The 15,898-nt window shown below is 70.9% G+C and carries 11 protein-coding genes and 1 riboswitch; of the genes, 7 read left to right on the forward strand and 4 right to left on the reverse strand.

Annotated features, from left to right (window positions below):
• The first annotated feature begins 85 nt into the window (after positions 1-85).
• Entirely contained in the window at positions 86-520 is a 435-nt protein-coding gene (locus G3I53_RS12820; protein WP_164334501.1) for an SsgA family sporulation/cell division regulator, read from the forward strand.
• Between the two features lie 163 nt (positions 521-683).
• Here G3I53_RS12820 and G3I53_RS12825 read toward each other — a convergent pair whose 3' ends face one another.
• Positions 684-2,159, reverse strand: a complete 1,476-nt coding sequence (locus tag G3I53_RS12825) for a YibE/F family protein (protein WP_164438355.1) — start codon at positions 2,157-2,159, stop codon at positions 684-686.
• 72 nt (positions 2,160-2,231) lie between these two features.
• Positions 2,232-2,421, forward strand: a riboswitch (TPP riboswitch).
• On the opposite strand from G3I53_RS12825, the gene thiC reads away from it, so the two are divergent.
• Both thiC and G3I53_RS12835 read left to right on the forward strand, forming a co-directional pair.
• Positions 2,414-4,228 (forward strand): phosphomethylpyrimidine synthase ThiC, encoded by a 1,815-nt coding sequence (gene thiC / locus G3I53_RS12830; RefSeq protein WP_164332835.1) that lies wholly within the window; start codon positions 2,414-2,416, stop codon positions 4,226-4,228. It overlaps the preceding riboswitch by 8 nt.
• A gap of 216 nt (positions 4,229-4,444) precedes the next feature.
• Positions 4,445-5,926 (forward strand): VWA domain-containing protein, encoded by a 1,482-nt coding sequence (locus G3I53_RS12835; protein WP_164332834.1) that lies wholly within the window; start codon positions 4,445-4,447, stop codon positions 5,924-5,926.
• Between the two features lie 174 nt (positions 5,927-6,100).
• Here the strand turns inward: G3I53_RS12835 and G3I53_RS12840 are convergent, their stop codons facing one another.
• From G3I53_RS12840 to G3I53_RS12850, 3 genes are all read right to left on the reverse strand, one after another.
• Complete coding sequence (locus G3I53_RS12840) at positions 6,101-6,967, reverse strand: hypothetical protein (protein ID WP_164332833.1); 867 nt, start codon at positions 6,965-6,967, stop codon at positions 6,101-6,103.
• Between the two features lie 194 nt (positions 6,968-7,161).
• On the reverse strand, positions 7,162-8,253 hold the full coding sequence (locus tag G3I53_RS12845; RefSeq protein WP_343240612.1) for a metallophosphoesterase: 1,092 nt from the start codon (positions 8,251-8,253) through the stop codon (positions 7,162-7,164).
• Positions 8,254-8,610: 357 nt separating this feature from the next.
• The gene (locus G3I53_RS12850) at positions 8,611-9,723 is read right to left on the reverse strand and encodes a LacI family DNA-binding transcriptional regulator (protein ID WP_164332831.1); all 1,113 of its coding nucleotides are present in this window, start codon (positions 9,721-9,723) and stop codon (positions 8,611-8,613) included.
• Between the two features lie 457 nt (positions 9,724-10,180).
• Between G3I53_RS12850 and hisC the strand changes: the two genes are divergently transcribed.
• From hisC to cydD, 4 genes are all read left to right on the forward strand, one after another.
• On the forward strand, positions 10,181-11,260 hold the full coding sequence (hisC, locus tag G3I53_RS12855) for a histidinol-phosphate transaminase (RefSeq protein WP_164332830.1): 1,080 nt from the start codon (positions 10,181-10,183) through the stop codon (positions 11,258-11,260).
• A 292-nt stretch (positions 11,261-11,552) separates the two neighbouring features.
• Positions 11,553-13,058, forward strand: coding sequence for a cytochrome ubiquinol oxidase subunit I (locus G3I53_RS12860; RefSeq protein ID WP_164332829.1), 1,506 nt, complete (start codon positions 11,553-11,555; stop codon positions 13,056-13,058).
• A 20-nt stretch (positions 13,059-13,078) separates the two neighbouring features.
• Positions 13,079-14,083, forward strand: a complete 1,005-nt coding sequence (gene cydB / locus G3I53_RS12865; protein ID WP_164332828.1) for a cytochrome d ubiquinol oxidase subunit II — start codon at positions 13,079-13,081, stop codon at positions 14,081-14,083.
• A 12-nt stretch (positions 14,084-14,095) separates the two neighbouring features.
• Positions 14,096-15,898 (forward strand): thiol reductant ABC exporter subunit CydD (cydD, locus tag G3I53_RS12870; protein WP_164438356.1); only part of this gene is annotated, 1,803 nt, incomplete at its 3' end.

Below are 15,898 nucleotides of genomic sequence, written 5' to 3' on the forward strand. Positions count from 1 at the left end.
GATCTGCTGTGTACTTTCAGCAAGATTCCTTCAGGTGTCAGGTGGTCCATTCCCGGCCAGTCGACGGCAGATGACGGGGTAGGCGATGCGCGAGTCCGTGCAGGCAGAAGTCATGATGAGCTTTCTCGTGTCGGAGGAGCTGTCCTTCCGTATCCCGGTGGAACTGCGCTACGACACCTGTGATCCCTATGCCGTGCGGCTGACCTTCCATCTGCCGGGTGATGCCCCGGTGACCTGGGCCTTCGGTCGTGAGCTGCTGGTCGACGGGGTGGTGCGCCCCTGCGGTGAGGGCGATGTGCGGGTCGCGCCCGTGGAGCCCGACGCGCTCGGCGAGGTACTGATCCGGCTGCAGGTGGGCAGCGACCAGGCGCTGTTCCGCTCGTCGACGGCTCCCCTGGTGGCCTTCCTGGACCGTACGGACAAGTTGGTGCCGCTGGGACAGGAGGGGGCGCTCGGCGACTTCGACGCCCACCTGGACGACGCGCTGGACCGCATCCTGGCGGAACAGAGCGCCGGCTGACGGCCGGGCTCGGCGAACCGGGAGGGGCGGAACGCTTCAGCGGGTTCCGCCCCGTGTGCAGAAACGCTCCCTCACCGCGTCCGGGACGAACCGCCGGCCCGGCCCCACGACGGCCCCCGACGGCCGGGCGGCGGACGCCAGCACGACGGTCAACCGGGGGGCGTCAGCGCTTGCGCCGCCTCCCCCGGCCACCGCGCGAGGAGGCCGCACGGGCCTCCGGCACCGTCCCGCCCTCCGCGGCTGCTGCGGCGGCCTGCGCGCGGGGCCGGGCCGACGGGCGGTCCGCCGAGACCACCAGGGCGGCCAGCGCCGTGGTGACCGGCACGGAGGCGACCAGACCGATCGAACCGATGAGCGTCCGCACGATCTCCTCCGCCACCAGCTCACTGTTGGCGACCGTGCCGACTCCGCTCTGCGCGATGGAGAACAGCAGCAGCAGGGGCAGCGCCGCCCCCGCGTAGGCGAGGACGAGGGTGTTGACCACGGACGCGATGTGGTCGCGGCCGATCCTGATGCCGGCCCGGTAGAGCGCGCGCCGGCTCATCAGCGGGTTGGCCTCGTGCAGTTCCCAGACCGCGGACGTCTGCGTGACCGTGACGTCGTCCAGCACACCCAGCGAACCGATGATGACGCCGGCCAGGAGCAGGCCGCTCATGTCGATCCCCGGGTACAGCCCGTGGATGAGGCCGGTGTTGTCGTCGGTGTTCCCGGTCAGCGCGGCCCAGCCGATGAAGACCGAGCCGAGGACGCCGATCAGCAGCAGGGAGATCAGGGTGCCCAGCACGGCGACCGACGTCCGGGCCGACATGCCGTGGCACAGGTACAACGCCATCAGCATGATGGCGCTCGCCCCGACCACCGCGACCGCCAGCGGGTTCGAGCCCTGCAGGACGGCGGGCAGGATGAAGAAGTTGAGCACCATGAAGCTCACGGCCAGCGAGACCAGCGCCATGACCCCGCGCAGCCGTCCCACGACCACCACGGCGAGCGCGAAGATGCCGGCCAGCAGAGCCAGGGGGAAGCGCCGGTTCACATCGGTGACCGAGTACTGCAGGTCCTCCGGCGCGGACGGCTCGTAGGCGACCACGACCTCCTGGTCGCGGCTCAGCTGCCGGGACTGGTCGGGCTGCACGATCTCGGTGAACGTACGGCCCTTGTCCTGGCCGGTGTCGACCCGGATCGTGGCCTTCTTGCAGGTGCCGTCCGCCTGTTGCTGGGCCGAGGAGCCCTCCGCCGTCGACGTGTCACCGGTCGGCACCCCTCCGGACGCGTTGACGGACTTGCAGCTGACCTCGACCACCTCGGTGACCGTGGCCTGCTGGGTCTGCCGGTCGAAGCCGACGCCGGTGCGCTCGTGCCCGGGGGCACCGCCGGGCCACAGCACCACCAGGCCGGTCAGCACGGCCGCGGCGAACGGGATCAGGATCGCAGCGATCACCCTGCGCAGGTGCCGCGAGACGGGGGCCGCCGGGCCGTGACTGTGACCGTGCCCGTGGGAGTGGCCGGCGCCCGGCCCCGGATGTCCATGGCCCGGCTCCGGGCCGGCCCCGGTGCCCTGGCCCGGGACACCGCCGTTTCCGGCGCCGGATCCGCGGGGTGGTTCGGGCGGGGGGTACGGAGGATGGTGCGTCGAGGTCACCGCCCGATCATCGCAAGAACGGTGGGGGCCCTCTGGTCACCGCGCCAGAACGGACGCTAGCGTGGGGGCACCTTTTGTACACGCGGGAGCTCGGAGCACCGGGCTGAGAGGGCGCTGACCTCCGTTCCAGCGACGTTTCACATGAAACATCACCGAGTCCGAGTGATGTTTCACACGGAACGCCGTCCGACGGAAGCCGCTGCGTCGACCGCCGAACCTGTTACCGGGTAATGCCGGCGTAGGGAGTAGGTCTCATGACCAACAAGGACGCACGCACGCCTGCCTCCACGCAGAACCCGACGGAAGCGTCGGTCAACGGGGAGAGCACGACACCCATCGGCTGGCACAAGGCGTACGTCGAAGGCACCCGTCCCGATCTGCGGGTGCCGGTCCGTCAGGTGCATCTCACGAACGGGGAGTCGGTCACGCTCTACGACACCTCGGGTCCGTACACCGATCCGCACGTCGACACGGACGTGCGCAGGGGACTGGCGCCCCTGCGGGAGAACTGGATCGTGGCCCGGGGCGACACCGAGGAGTACGCGGGACGGCCGGTCCGTCCCGAGGACGACGGGATCAGGCACACCTCGCCGCGGGGTGGTCTGCGCAACCTCGACGCGGTCTTCCCCGGGCGGCCGCGCCAGCCGCGCAGGGGCCGCGAGGGCCGCGCGGTCACGCAGCTCGCCTACGCGCGGCGCGGCGAGATCACACCGGAGATGGAGTTCGTGGCGATCCGGGAGAACGTCTCTCCCGAGGTCGTCCGCGAGGAGATCGCGGCGGGGCGGGCCGTGCTGCCGGCCAACGTCAATCACCCGGAGACCGAGCCGATGATCATCGGCAAGCGGTTCCTGGTGAAGGTGAACGCCAACATCGGCAACTCGGCGGTGACCTCCTCCATCGAGGAGGAGGTCGAGAAGATGACCTGGGCGACGCGCTGGGGCGCCGACACGGTCATGGACCTGTCCACCGGCCGGAACATCCACACCACACGGGAATGGGTGCTGCGCAACTCCCCGGTGCCGATCGGGACCGTGCCGCTCTACCAGGCCCTGGAGAAGGTCGACGGCCGGGCCGAGGAACTGACCTGGGACATCTACAAGGACACGGTCATCGAGCAGGCCGAGCAGGGCGTGGACTACATGACGGTGCACGCGGGTGTGCGCCTGGCGTACGTGCCGCTCACTGCCCGCCGCAAGACCGGCATCGTCTCGCGCGGCGGCTCGATCATGGCGGCGTGGTGCCTGGCGCACCACAAGGAGTCGTTCCTGTACGAGAACTTCGAGGAACTCTGCGACATCCTCGCCGCCTACGACGTGACGTACTCGCTCGGCGACGGCCTGCGGCCCGGTTCGATCGCGGACGCCAACGACGACGCGCAGTTCGCGGAGTTGCGCACGCTCGGGGAACTCAACCGGATCGCGAAGCGTTTCGATGTACAGACCATGATCGAGGGCCCGGGCCATGTCCCGATGCACAAGATCAAGGAGAACATCGACCTTCAGCAGGAGATCTGCGATGAAGCCCCGTTCTATACGCTCGGCCCGCTGACGACGGACGTCGCGCCGGCCTACGACCACATCACCTCCGGCATCGGCGCCGCGATGATCGCCTGGTGGGGCACGGCGATGCTCTGCTACGTCACACCCAAGGAACACCTGGGCCTGCCCAACCGCGACGACGTCAAGACGGGCGTGATCACCTACAAGATCGCCGCCCATGCCGCCGACCTCGCCAAGGGACATCCGGGGGCGCAGGAGTGGGACGACGCCCTGTCCGACGCCCGCTTCGAGTTCCGGTGGGAGGACCAGTTCAACCTGGCCCTCGACCCGGACACGGCCCGGGAGTTCCATGACGAGACGCTCCCGGCGGAGCCCGCCAAGACGGCCCATTTCTGTTCGATGTGCGGGCCGAAGTTCTGCTCGATGAAGATCAGCCACAGCATCACCGAGCGGTTCGGGGACGCGGGGGCCGACGGCGCGTCCGCCGAGGAGATCGCCGAGGGCATGCTCCAGAAGTCGAAGGAGTTCGCGGCAAGCGGCAACCGGGTGTATCTGCCGATCGCCGACTGACGCGCCCTCCAGGCCCTGAGCCGGGCCTGCACGACGCACGGACGGTGGTGGTGCCCGCGGTCCCCGACCCGGGCACCGCCACCGGACGACAGGGTGGTCTCCCCGCCGGACCGGGCGAGTCCCCCGGACGGCGGCCCGGCACCGGTCCCCCGGCGTCGCCGTCCGGCCGGCGCCGGCACGGTGGGTTCCGGCCATGGAGGAGGGCAGACTGGGCGCATGACAGCCACACCGATGAGCAAGGGTTCCAACCTTCCGGTCCATGCCCCGGTGGTGCGCGTCGAACTCGCCTGGGGCACCGGTCCCGGGGTGCCCGACGTCGACGCCTCGGCCCTGCTGCTGACCGACACCGGACGGGTGCGGGACGACGGCGACTTCGTCTTCTACAACCAGCCCCGCCACTCGTCCGACGCCGTGACGCACCGCGGCAAGCTGGCCGCGGCCGGCGGCTCGACCGACACGCTGGAGGTCGACCTCCGCGGGCTCGAGCCCGCCGTCGAGCGGATCGTGCTGTGCGCGTCGGCGGACGGCGGCACCTTCGGTCAGGTCCCGGGCCTGGTACTGCGGCTGTTCGACGCCGGGACGGGAGCAGAGCTGGCCCGGTTCGACATGGCGGCCGGCACGGAGACGGCCTTCATTGGCGGTGAGCTGTACCGGCGGCAGGGGGAGTGGAAGTTCCGGGCGGTGGGCCAGGGCTACGCCTCCGGACTCGCCGGACTGGCCACCGACTTCGGCATCTCGGTGGACGACGCTCCCCCGGCCGCGCCCACCACCCCGGCGGCACCCCCGCAGGCTCCGCCGGCCGTTCCCCCGGCACCGCCCGCCGGGACGCCGTACCCGTCGCAGCCCGCCCCGCCTGCCATGCCCCAGACCGCACCCCCGGCCGTACCTCCCGCGCCCGCTCCGGCGGCTCCGCCCGGTCCCGGGACGGCCCCGCGGCTCACCAAGGGGGAGGAGCGGCTGCCGGTGGACATGCGCAAGCGGTTGTCCCTGCGCAAGGAACAGGTCGCGGTGAGCCTGCAGAAGCACGGGGCGACCGGGGTCACCGCCCGCGTCGTGCTCGTCCTGGACGCCTCCGGGTCGATGTCCTTCCTGTACTCCAGGGGCGTCGTGGCCGACGTCGTCGAGCGCATGGCCGCGGTCGCGGCTCAGCTGGACGACGACGGCGAGATGCAGGCCTGGACGTTCGCCTCGCATCCGGCACGGCTGCCGGATCTGCGGCTCGGCGAGCTGCCCGAGTGGCTGCGGCTCCATGTGCGGGTGGGGGAGATGAGCCTCTTCCGGCGCCGCGGCCGCAAGAAGGGGCTGGACCCGAACCAGGTCGACATGCGCGCGGTCGGCATCCAGAACGAGGAGCAGAAGGTCATCGCCGAGGTGCGTTCCTTCGTCCGGGACCATCCGGCGTCGGCGCCCACCCTGGTGCTGTTCTTCTCCGACGGCGGTGTCTACCGCAACGCGGAGATCGAGCGGGAGCTCCGGGACGCGGTGGAGGAGCCGATCTTCTGGCAGTTCGTGGGGCTCGGCAGAGCCGACTACGGCGTGCTGGAACGGTTCGACACCCTGCCCGGCCGGCGCGTCGACAACGTCGGGTTCTTCGCCGTCGACGACATCGGCACGGTGCCGGACCCGGAGCTGTACGACCGTCTGCTGTCGGAGTTCCCGTCGTGGATCGCGGCCGCGGGCCGGGCGGGCATTCTCTGACCGGCGGACGGGCGCGTGGTCACCGTGCCCCCGACTGTGCCCCCGTGCACCTCCCGCCGGGGAGGCCAGGACGCACGCACCGCGGCCCCCGGACCGTCCGGTCCCGGGGCACATTCGGCCCTCCCCCCGGCTCACGCCCCGTGGGGAGCGCGAGCCGGCGGCCGGTCCGTCCGGCTACTCCGGCTGGTGTTCCGGTCCGCCGAAGTCCGGGCTGCTGTAGTCCGGGCTCGAGTAGCTCGGCCGGCCGCTGGCCGGCCCCTCGTCGGGGCTGCTGAACCCCGGCCGGTCGTAGCCGAGCTGCGGGATGCGCCCGGCCGGCGTGCCGGGCCCCGACCGGTGCAGTGCCGCGGCGGCGCCCGGGTCGGCCAGGGCGTCGCGCAGGAACGGCACGATGCCGCGCTCCAGGAGGGCTTCCCGCCAGGCCTCCCTGGCCCGCGCCAGTTCCTCGTCGGCCTGCGCGTACGGCCCGCTGTGTGCCGAGGGCTTGTTGCGCAGTGCGGTGAGCAGCAGTCCCACGGCGGCGACGAGGATGGCGACCGCCGTCACCGCGCCGAACACCCAGCCGGTGGTGAGCATGGTGCGGGCGAAGGCGGCGTCCGGGTCGACGGCCCGCAGGACGTAGCCGACGAGCAGGAAGATCACGGCAGCGGTGCCGGCCAGGACGGGCGCCAGGACGGCGACGACGGCGACGGCGCCCGCGCCGGCGGTCTCGGCGACCTCTCCCATGGTGGCGGCGAGTCCCACCGCGCCGCCGCCGGTCTCCTCGGAGCCCGCGTCGCGGACGGCCGGGGCGGTGTGCCCCGGTGGGTGGCGCAGTTCCTCACGGACCTTGACGTAGTGCTGGTACTCGTTCGCCGCGGCCGCCGCGATGATCGCGGTGGCGTTGAGCGCCATGGTGCGCAGTTGCTCGGTGTTGAGCCGCTGTCCGACAGCGGTCAGTCCGGGACGGTGTGGTGCGGTGCGCAGCGCCTCATCGAGAACCCGCTCGTACTCCGGGCGGTCCTCGCTCATCAGGTACTGCGGAACGCTGTTCATGTGCATCCCCCGATGCTCCGTAGGGCTTGGGGCTCGGCATGCTGACGAGCCGTCGGGCAGAAACGGAGGGGAGCCTGCTACGGATAAGCCGATGGTAGAGCGGTGACGGCGCGCGGTGACAGGGGGTTTACCGAAATTGACACGCGTCGGCCGCCTGTCGGGGCCGCCCGGTGGCGGCCCGGAAGCGGCCGGCTGAAGCCTCAGGCGTGCAGGGGCAGTTGCCGGACCAGCAGCTTTCCGGCCATCGTCACGCCGCCGTCCATCGCGATGGCGAGCCCGTCGGCGTAGACGTGCGGTCCTTCGATGACGGGCCCGCGGTCGTCCTCGCCGTCCTCGGAGCCGACTTCGCCCAGGAGATAGGGAATCGGGCTGTGCCCGTGAACGACCCGGGTGCCGCCGTACGTATCCAGCAGGGAGCGCACCGCGTCGGCACCGCCCTCGTCCCGGAAGGAGAAGCGCTTGGTGAACTTGCGGAACAGGTCCCAGACCTCGTCCGCGTCGTTGCGGGTGATCGTCTCGCGGACGGTGTCGTTGACCTCTTCGATGGACCGGCCGTAGTCGAGGTAGGCCGTGGTGTCGGAGTGCAGCAGCAGGTGGCCGTCGACCTCCTCGACGGCGTCCAGGCGGGACATCCACTGCAGGTGGTGGTCCTGGAGGCGGTCCATGTCGGTCTTCTGTCCGCCGTTGAGCAGCCAGGCCGCCTGGAAGGTGGCGGTGCCCGCCCCGGAGTTGACGGGGGTGTCGCCGAACCGCTTGGCGCCCAGGAGCAGCAGCTCGTGGTTGCCCAGCAGGGCCTTGCAGTAGCCGCCGGCCGCCGCGGCCTCGGCGGACAGCCGCATCACGAGGTCGATGACGCCGATGCCGTCCGGGCCGCGGTCGGTGAAGTCGCCGAGGAACCACAGGCGCGCGGTGCCGGCGCACCACTGGCCCGCGGCGTCGATCAGGCCCTGCTCCTGCAGGGCGGCCACCAGTTCGTCGAGGTAGCCGTGGACGTCCCCGACGACGTACAGCGGACCGGGGCCCGTGGCGGACTGGGGGGCCGGAGCGGGCTCGGGTTCGACGGTCACCTGGACAGTGTCACCCCGATTGATGACGGGAAGGTCCCGCTGTGTGGGCGTGTATCCCTCGGGGTAGGTGTCCGCGACCGGCGGGACGACGTCGCCGGGATGCGTGCTGTGGGCGTACGGGCCGGTCTCGTGGACGTACGCGGGCACCCGGAAGTCGCGCACCGTCGCCGTGCGCTCCACCTCGGGTCCCTGACCGGCCCCCTGAGTCATCGACCCCTCCACCACCATCGCGCCGCGTCTGCACCGCATCGGACTGCCTGGTCGCAGCGGTCCGCGGTGTCGTGGGCCCATCATAGGAATGCGAATCCCGCCATGTGATGACCCAGGGGTGCTGAATCAGAACGGGGCTCCGGTTCGCCGCGGCTTTCGCCCCGATTAGGCCCGCTTCGCCACCCCCGAGCCCTTCCGGGAGGGGGCCGGGGGTGCGGGACGGGCGCGCGTTCGCCGGGCGGCCGGCCCGGTTCCCCCGGAGGAGTGGCGTCGGATGTCGGCCGTTTCACTCTCCGGGGCGGCACCCGTTCCCGGCCCGGGGCCCTTCCTGGTTCCCGCCGTCCCGGGCCCCGGTGCGGTGCGGCGGGCGGGTCACGTGCGCTCGGGAGACCTCGGCGGGCTGACCGTCGTGCGGGGCGGCCGGCGCTGCGAGGAGGTGCGCACGATCAGCTCCGTCGGTATCACCTGCTCGACCGGCTGGTCGGAGGCGACGCCCTCGATCGCGTCGATGAGCAGCTGGACCACGGCCGTACCGATTCGGCGGGGCTTGAGGGAGAGGGTGGTGATCGGCGGCTCGGTGTTGGCGTACACGGTGGACTCGCTGCAGCAGACGAGCAGCAGGTCCTCCGGGACGCGCAGGCCGTAGCGGCGCGCTGCGGCCAGCAGGTCGGTGCCGTTGGGGTCGAACAGGCCGTAGACGGCGTCCGGGCGGTCGGGGCGGGCGAGGAGCCGGTCGGCGGCGACGGCGCCCGCGCACGGGTCGTGGGCCGGGTAGGACTCGTAGACCGGGTCCTGTCCCACGCGCTCGCACCAGCGCAGGTACGCGGTGGTGGACAGGTGCGTGTAGGTGTCGGTGGTGGTCCCGGTGAGCAGGCCGATCCGGCGGGCACCGGCGTCGGCGAGGTGGTCCAGGATGCCGAGGACGGCGGCCTCGTGATCGTTGTCCACCCAGGCGGTGACCGGGAGGGAGCCGGCCGGGCGGCCGTCGGAGACGACCGGTAAGCCCTGCCGGACGAGTTCGCTGACGACCGGGTCGTGGTCGGAGGGGTCGATGACGACCGTGCCGTCCAGGGCGACGTTGGACCACACGTCGTGCCGGGAGGTCGCGGGGAGGATCACGAGGGCGTAGCCGCGGGCGAGCGCGGCGGAGGTGGCGGCGCGCGCCATCTCCGCGAAGTACGCGAACTCGGTGAAGGTGAAAGGTTCATCCCCGTACGTGGTCACGGTCAGGCCGATGAGTCCCGACTTGCCGGTGCGGAGCGTGCGGGCGGCGGCCGAGGGGCGGTAGCCCAGTCTGTCGGCGACCTCGCGGACATGGCGCCGGGTGGCGTCCGGGAGCCTGCCCTTGCCGTTGAGGGCGTCGGAGACGGTCGTGATGGAGACTCCGGCGGCGGCGGCCACATCCCTGATGCCCGCTCGTCCCGGCCGGCTGCCTCGGCGTGAGGTTTCCGCGCGGCTCACCTGGTGCTTCCCTGCTGCTGTCATGGCGAGCCGATAGTAGGGCTCATGCGGTGGGGTAGGGCGGGCGCATATGCACGCGTTGACAGGCACGTTTTTGCATGATCAACAACGCCCAACCTCCATGGAAACCAAGGAAGTTGAACGTTCCAATTCACGGAACTGACGTCTCGACCCGCACGTACCTGCCAAGGGTCCGATGTTGCGAAGAGGTCTCAACTCACCTGCACGAGGGATGCGCGCCACGGCGTGAACCACCGGCGCATAGATATATGTGAGGCGCGCCCCCTGTGCGCGCGCCCTTCATGCGGCTTCGGGTGATCTTGCCCCGGTGTCCCCGGAGGAAGAAGCCCGGCGGGACCCGCGCGGCCCGCACATCCCGCTGCGCCACCGCTCTACGCAGCGGAGGGGAATCCTCATAAGGTGAGCAGTATTGGATGTCGGCGGCGGTCATGGGCCGCCGGTCTTCGCGAGGAGGACTGCGGTGAGCGAGACGAGCCCCAAGCTGCGCGCCGAGCTGGAGGGGATCCCCACCTACAAGCCGGGCAGGCCGGCCGCGGCCGGAGGGCCCGCCGCCTACAAGCTGTCCTCGAACGAGAACCCCTACCCGCCGCTCCCGGGTGTCATGGAGACCGTCGCCGCCGCGGCCTCGTCCTTCAACCGCTACCCGGACATGGCGTGCACGGCGCTGATGGCCGAGCTGTCCGAGCGGTTCGCGGTGCCGGTCTCCCACCTGGCCACCGGAACCGGTTCGGTGGGCGTCGCCCAGCAACTGCTCCAGGCCACCTCGGGCCCCGGCGACGAGGTGATCTACGCCTGGCGCTCCTTCGAGGCGTACCCGATCATCACGCAGATCAGCGGGGCGACCTCCGTGCAGGTGCCGCTGACGCCGGGCGATGTGCACGACCTGGACGCGATGGCCGACGCGATCACCGACCGCACGCGCCTGATCTTCGTCTGCAACCCCAACAACCCCACCGGCACGGTGGTGCGGCGGGCCGAGCTGGAGCGCTTCCTGGACCGGGTGCCGCAGGACGTCCTGGTGGTGCTGGACGAGGCGTACCGCGAGTTCATCCGCGACCCCGAGGTGCCCGACGGCGTCGAGATCTACCGGGAGCGGCCCAACGTCTGCGTGCTGCGCACCTTCTCCAAGGCCTACGGGCTGGCCGGGCTGCGCGTCGGCTTCGCGATCGCCCACGAGCCGGTGGCCGCGGCGCTGCGCAAGACGGCGGTCCCGTTCGGGGTGAGCCAGATCGCGCAGGAGGCGGCGATCGCCTCGCTGCGGGCGGAGGACGAGCTCATCGGCCGGGTGGGTTCGCTGGTGTGTGAGCGCAACCGGGTGGTCGAGGGGCTGCGCGAGCAGGGCTGGACGGTGCCGGAGACGCAGGCCAACTTCGTCTGGCTGCGGCTGGGGGAGCGCACGGTGGAGTTCGCGCAGGCGTGCGAGCAGGCCGGGGTGGTCGTCCGGCCGTTCGCCGGTGAGGGCGTGCGGGTGACGGTCGGGGAGACCGAGGCGAACGACATCTTCCTGAAGACGACGGAGGCCTTCCGCAGGGAGGTCTGAGTCCGAACGACGACACGTGTGTCGGGGCGGCCGGCGGGTGATCCCGCCGGCCGCCCGCGTGTGGGGGCGCGGCAGCGGCCTGGTGCCGACCGCTCCCGGGACGGCCTCCGGCGCCCGGTGATGCAGAGGGGTTGACATCACAGGGGACCCCCCTTCCGGATGCGAAAAGCAGTACGTCATAATTGCTTGTGAATGTGAACGCGTTCACAAGCAGACCCCGTATTCCCGAGTTGTGTGGGGACGAACGGGGAGCAAGCGGCCGTTCCGACCACGGCGACGTAAGGAGCACGACGTGGAATTGGCTCTGGCGCCGGAGACCCTGGCGCGCTGGCAGTTCGGCATCACCACCGTCTACCACTTCCTCTTCGTCCCTCTGACGATCTCGCTGGCCGCCCTCACCGCCGGGCTGCAGACCGCCTGGGTGCGTACGGAGAAGGAGAAGTACCTCAGGGCGACCAAGTTCTGGGGGAAGCTCTTCCTGATCAACATCGCGATGGGCGTGGTCACCGGCATCGTGCAGGAGTTCCAGTTCGGCATGAACTGGTCCGACTACTCACGGTTCGTCGGTGACGTCTTCGGCGCCCCGCTCGCCTTCGAGGCGCTGATCGCCTTCTTCTTCGAGTCCACCTTCATCGGGCTGTGGATCTTCGGCTGGGACAAGCTGCCCAAGAAGATCCACCTCGCCTGCATCTGGATGGTCTCGATCGGCACGCTGCTCTCCGCCTGGTTCATCCTGGCGGCGAACTCCTGGATGCAGCACCCGGTCGGCTACCGGATCAATGAGGAGAAGGGCCGCGCCGAGCTCACCGACTTCTGGCTGGTGCTCACCCAGAACACCACGCTCAACCAGGTCTTCCACAGCTTCGCGGCGGCGTTCCTGACGGGCGGTGCCTTCGTGGTCGGCATCGCTGCCTTCCACCTGATGCGCAAGAAGCACATCACGGTGATGCGCACCTCGCTCCGGCTCGGCCTCGTCACCATGGCCGTCGGCGGCCTGCTCACCGCGGTCAGCGGCGACACCCTCGGCAAGGTCATGTACGAGCAGCAGCCGATGAAGATGGCCGCCGCCGAAGCGCTCTGGGAGACCGAGGGCCCCGCACCCTTCTCCGTCTTCGCCTACGGGGACGTGGACAAGGGACACAACAAGGTCGCCCTGGAGATCCCCGGCCTGCTGTCCTTCCTCGCGCACGGCGACTTCGACTCCGAGGTGCCGGGCATCAACGACACCAACGAGGCCCTGCAGGAGCAGTTCGGGCCCGGCGACTACCGGCCCATCATCCCGGTCGCCTACTGGAGCTTCCGCTGGATGATCGGCTTCGGCATGGCGTCCTTCTCGCTCGCTCTGCTGGGCCTGTGGCTCACCCGGAAGCGGTTCCTGCTGCCACCCGCCCTGCGCACCGGGGAGGACGAGGTGCCGCACCTGGTGCTGTACAAGCAGCCGCTCGGTGCGAAGCTGACCCGCCTCTACTGGCGCCTGGCCCTGTGGACGATGGCCTTCCCGCTGATCGCCAACGCCTGGGGATGGATCTTCACCGAGATGGGCCGGCAGCCCTGGGTCGTCTACGGCCTGATGCAGACCCGCCACGCGGTCTCCCCCGGTGTGTCCCAGGCCGAGGTCATCATCTCGATGTCGGTCTTCACCGCGCTGTACGCCGCCCTGGCCGTCATCGAGGTCCGGCTGCTCGCCAAGTACGTCAAGGCGGGACCGCCCGAGCTCACCGAGTCCGACCTCAACCCGCCCAAGAAGCTCGGCGGCGACCTCCGTGACGCCGACAAGCCGATGGCCTTCTCGTACTAGGCCGAGGGAGGCACACCGTCATGGAACTGCACAACGTCTGGTTCGTCCTCATCGCCGTCCTGTGGATCGGCTACTTCTTCCTTGAGGGCTTCGACTTCGGGATCGGGATCCTCACCCGGCTGCTCGCCCGCGACCGCTCGGAGAAGCGGGTGCTGATCAACACGATCGGCCCGGTCTGGGACGGCAACGAGGTGTGGCTGCTCACCGCCGGCGGCGCGACCTTCGCGGCCTTCCCCGAGTGGTACGCCACGCTCTTCTCCGGCTTCTACCTGCCGCTGCTCGTGATCCTCATCTGCCTCATCGTCCGGGGGGTCGCCTTCGAGTACCGGGCGAAGCGGCCGGAGGAGACGTGGCAGCGCAACTGGGAGACGGCGATCTTCTGGACCTCGCTCGTCCCGGCGTTCCTGTGGGGCGTGGCGTTCGGCAACATCGTGCGCGGCGTGAAGATCGACGCCGAGTTCGAGTACGTCGGCCACGTCTGGGAGCTGCTCAACCCGTACGCCCTGCTCGGCGGCCTGGTCACGCTGACGCTGTTCACCTTCCACGGCGCGGTGTTCGCCGCCCTGAAGACCGTCGGCGACATCCGGGAACGGGCACGGCACCTGGCGGAGCGCGTGGGGCTGGTCACCGCCGCCCTGGCGCTGGGTTTCCTGCTGTGGACCCAGGTGCGCAGTGGCGACGGCACCAGCCTGATCGCCCTGGTCGTGGCGGTCGCCTCGCTGGTCGCCGCTCTGGTGGCCAACCGGGCCGGCCGGGAAGGCTGGTCGTTCATGCTGTCCGGCGTCACGATCGTGGCCGCGGTGGCCATGCTCTTCCTGACGCTCTTCCCGAACGTCATGCCGTCCACGCTGGATCCGGACTGGAGCCTGACCGTCACCAACGCCTCGTCCAGCCCTTACACCCTGAAGATCATGACCTGGCTCGCGGTGATCGCCACTCCGGTCGTCATCCTCTACCAGGGCTGGACGTACTGGGTGTTCCGCAAGCGGATCGGCACCCAGCACATCGCCGATCCCGTGCACTGAGGTGTGTTTCACGTGAAACCGATCGACCCGCGACTGCTCCGGTACGCCCGCGCCACCCGGTTCTTCCTGCTGGCGGTCGTCGGCCTGGGTGCCGTCGGCGCGGGCCTGGTCGTCGGCCAGGCCATGCTCATCGCCGAGGTGGTGGTGGGTGCCTTCGAGGACGGCCTGACCGTCGCGGGGCTGGTCACTCCCCTGCTGCTCCTGGCCGCGGTCGCGGTGGGGCGGGCCCTGGTCGGCTGGCTCACCGAACTGGCCGCGCACCGGGCGAGCGCGGCCGTGAAGTCGGAACTGCGGGGCCGGCTGCTGGAGCGGGCGACCGCGCTCGGCCCGGCCTGGCTGGGCGGGCAGCGGACCGGATCGCTCGTGGCCCTGGCCACGCGGGGCGTCGACGCCCTGGACGACTACTTCTCCCGCTACCTGCCCCAACTGGGGCTCGCGGTGGTCGTCCCGGTGGCCGTGCTCGCGCGGATCGTGACCGAGGACTGGGTGTCGGCGGCGATCATCGTCGGCACCCTGCCGCTCATCCCCCTGTTCATGGTGCTGATCGGCTGGGCCACCCAGTCGCGCATGGACCGGCAGTGGCAGCTGCTGTCCCGGCTGTCCGGACACTTCCTCGACGTGGTCGCCGGGCTTCCGACGCTCAAGGTGTTCGGCCGGGCCAAGGCACAGGCCGAGTCGATCCGGCGGATCACCGCCGACTACCGGCGGGCGACCATGCGCACGCTGCGGATCGCCTTCATCTCCTCCTTCGCGCTGGAACTGCTCGCCACGCTCTCGGTGGCCCTGGTCGCGGTGACGATCGGCATGCGGCTGGTGCACGGCGAAGGGGACCTGTACATCGGTCTGGTCATCCTGATCCTCGCTCCGGAGGCGTATCTGCCGCTGCGGCAGGTCGGAGCGCAGTACCACGCGGCGGCCGAGGGGCTCGCCGCGGCCGAGGAGATCTTCTCGGTCCTTCAGACCCCGGTCCCCGAGGCCGGAACCTCGCGCGTCCCGGACGGTGACCTCACCTTCGAGAACGTGACGGTCCGCTACCCGGGCCGTTCCGCGCACGCGGTGTCGAACGTCTCCTTCACCGTCCGGCCCGGGGAGACCGTCGCACTCGTCGGCCCCAGCGGATCGGGCAAGTCGACCCTGCTGAACGTGCTCCTCGGCTTCGTCCGCCCCACCGAAGGCCAGGTACGGGTCGGCGGAACGGACCTCGCGGAGCTCGACCGCGCCGACTGGCACAGCCGGATCGCCTGTGTGCCGCAGCGGCCGCACCTCTTCGCCGGAACGGTCGCGGAGAACGTACGCCTGGCCCGTCCCGACGCGGACGACGACGCCGTGCGGCGCGCGCTGCGGGACGCCGGTGCCCTGGAGTTCGTCGAGGCGCTGCCCGAGGGCACCGCCACCCCACTGGGCGAGGACGGGGCGGGGCTGTCCGCCGGGCAGCGGCAGCGGCTGGCGCTGGCACGGGCGTTCCTCGCGGACCGGCCGGTGCTGCTGCTGGACGAGCCGACGGCCGCACTGGACGGGGCCACCGAGGCCGAGGTCGTGGCGGCGGTCCGGCGGCTGGCGGCGGGACGGACCGTGCTGCTGGTGGTGCACCGTCCGGCTCTGCTCTCCGTCGCGGACCGCGTGGTGCGGCTGACCGAGCCCGCCCCGACGGCGTCCGCCGGGCACGCGGCGACGGCCGGCACCACCGTGGACGCCGTACGGGAACCGTCCGGCGTCGTCACCACTCCGGCCGCGGTGGAACCCGGACCGGCAGCAGGCGGGGGGGCCGTGGAGCCGGCCCCCTCCGCCGCAGCCGGTGGGGTGCTCGCGCGGGCC

This window comes from Streptomyces sp. SID14436 (assembly GCF_010548465.1).
Taxonomy (GTDB): Bacteria; Actinomycetota; Actinomycetes; order Streptomycetales; family Streptomycetaceae; genus Streptomyces.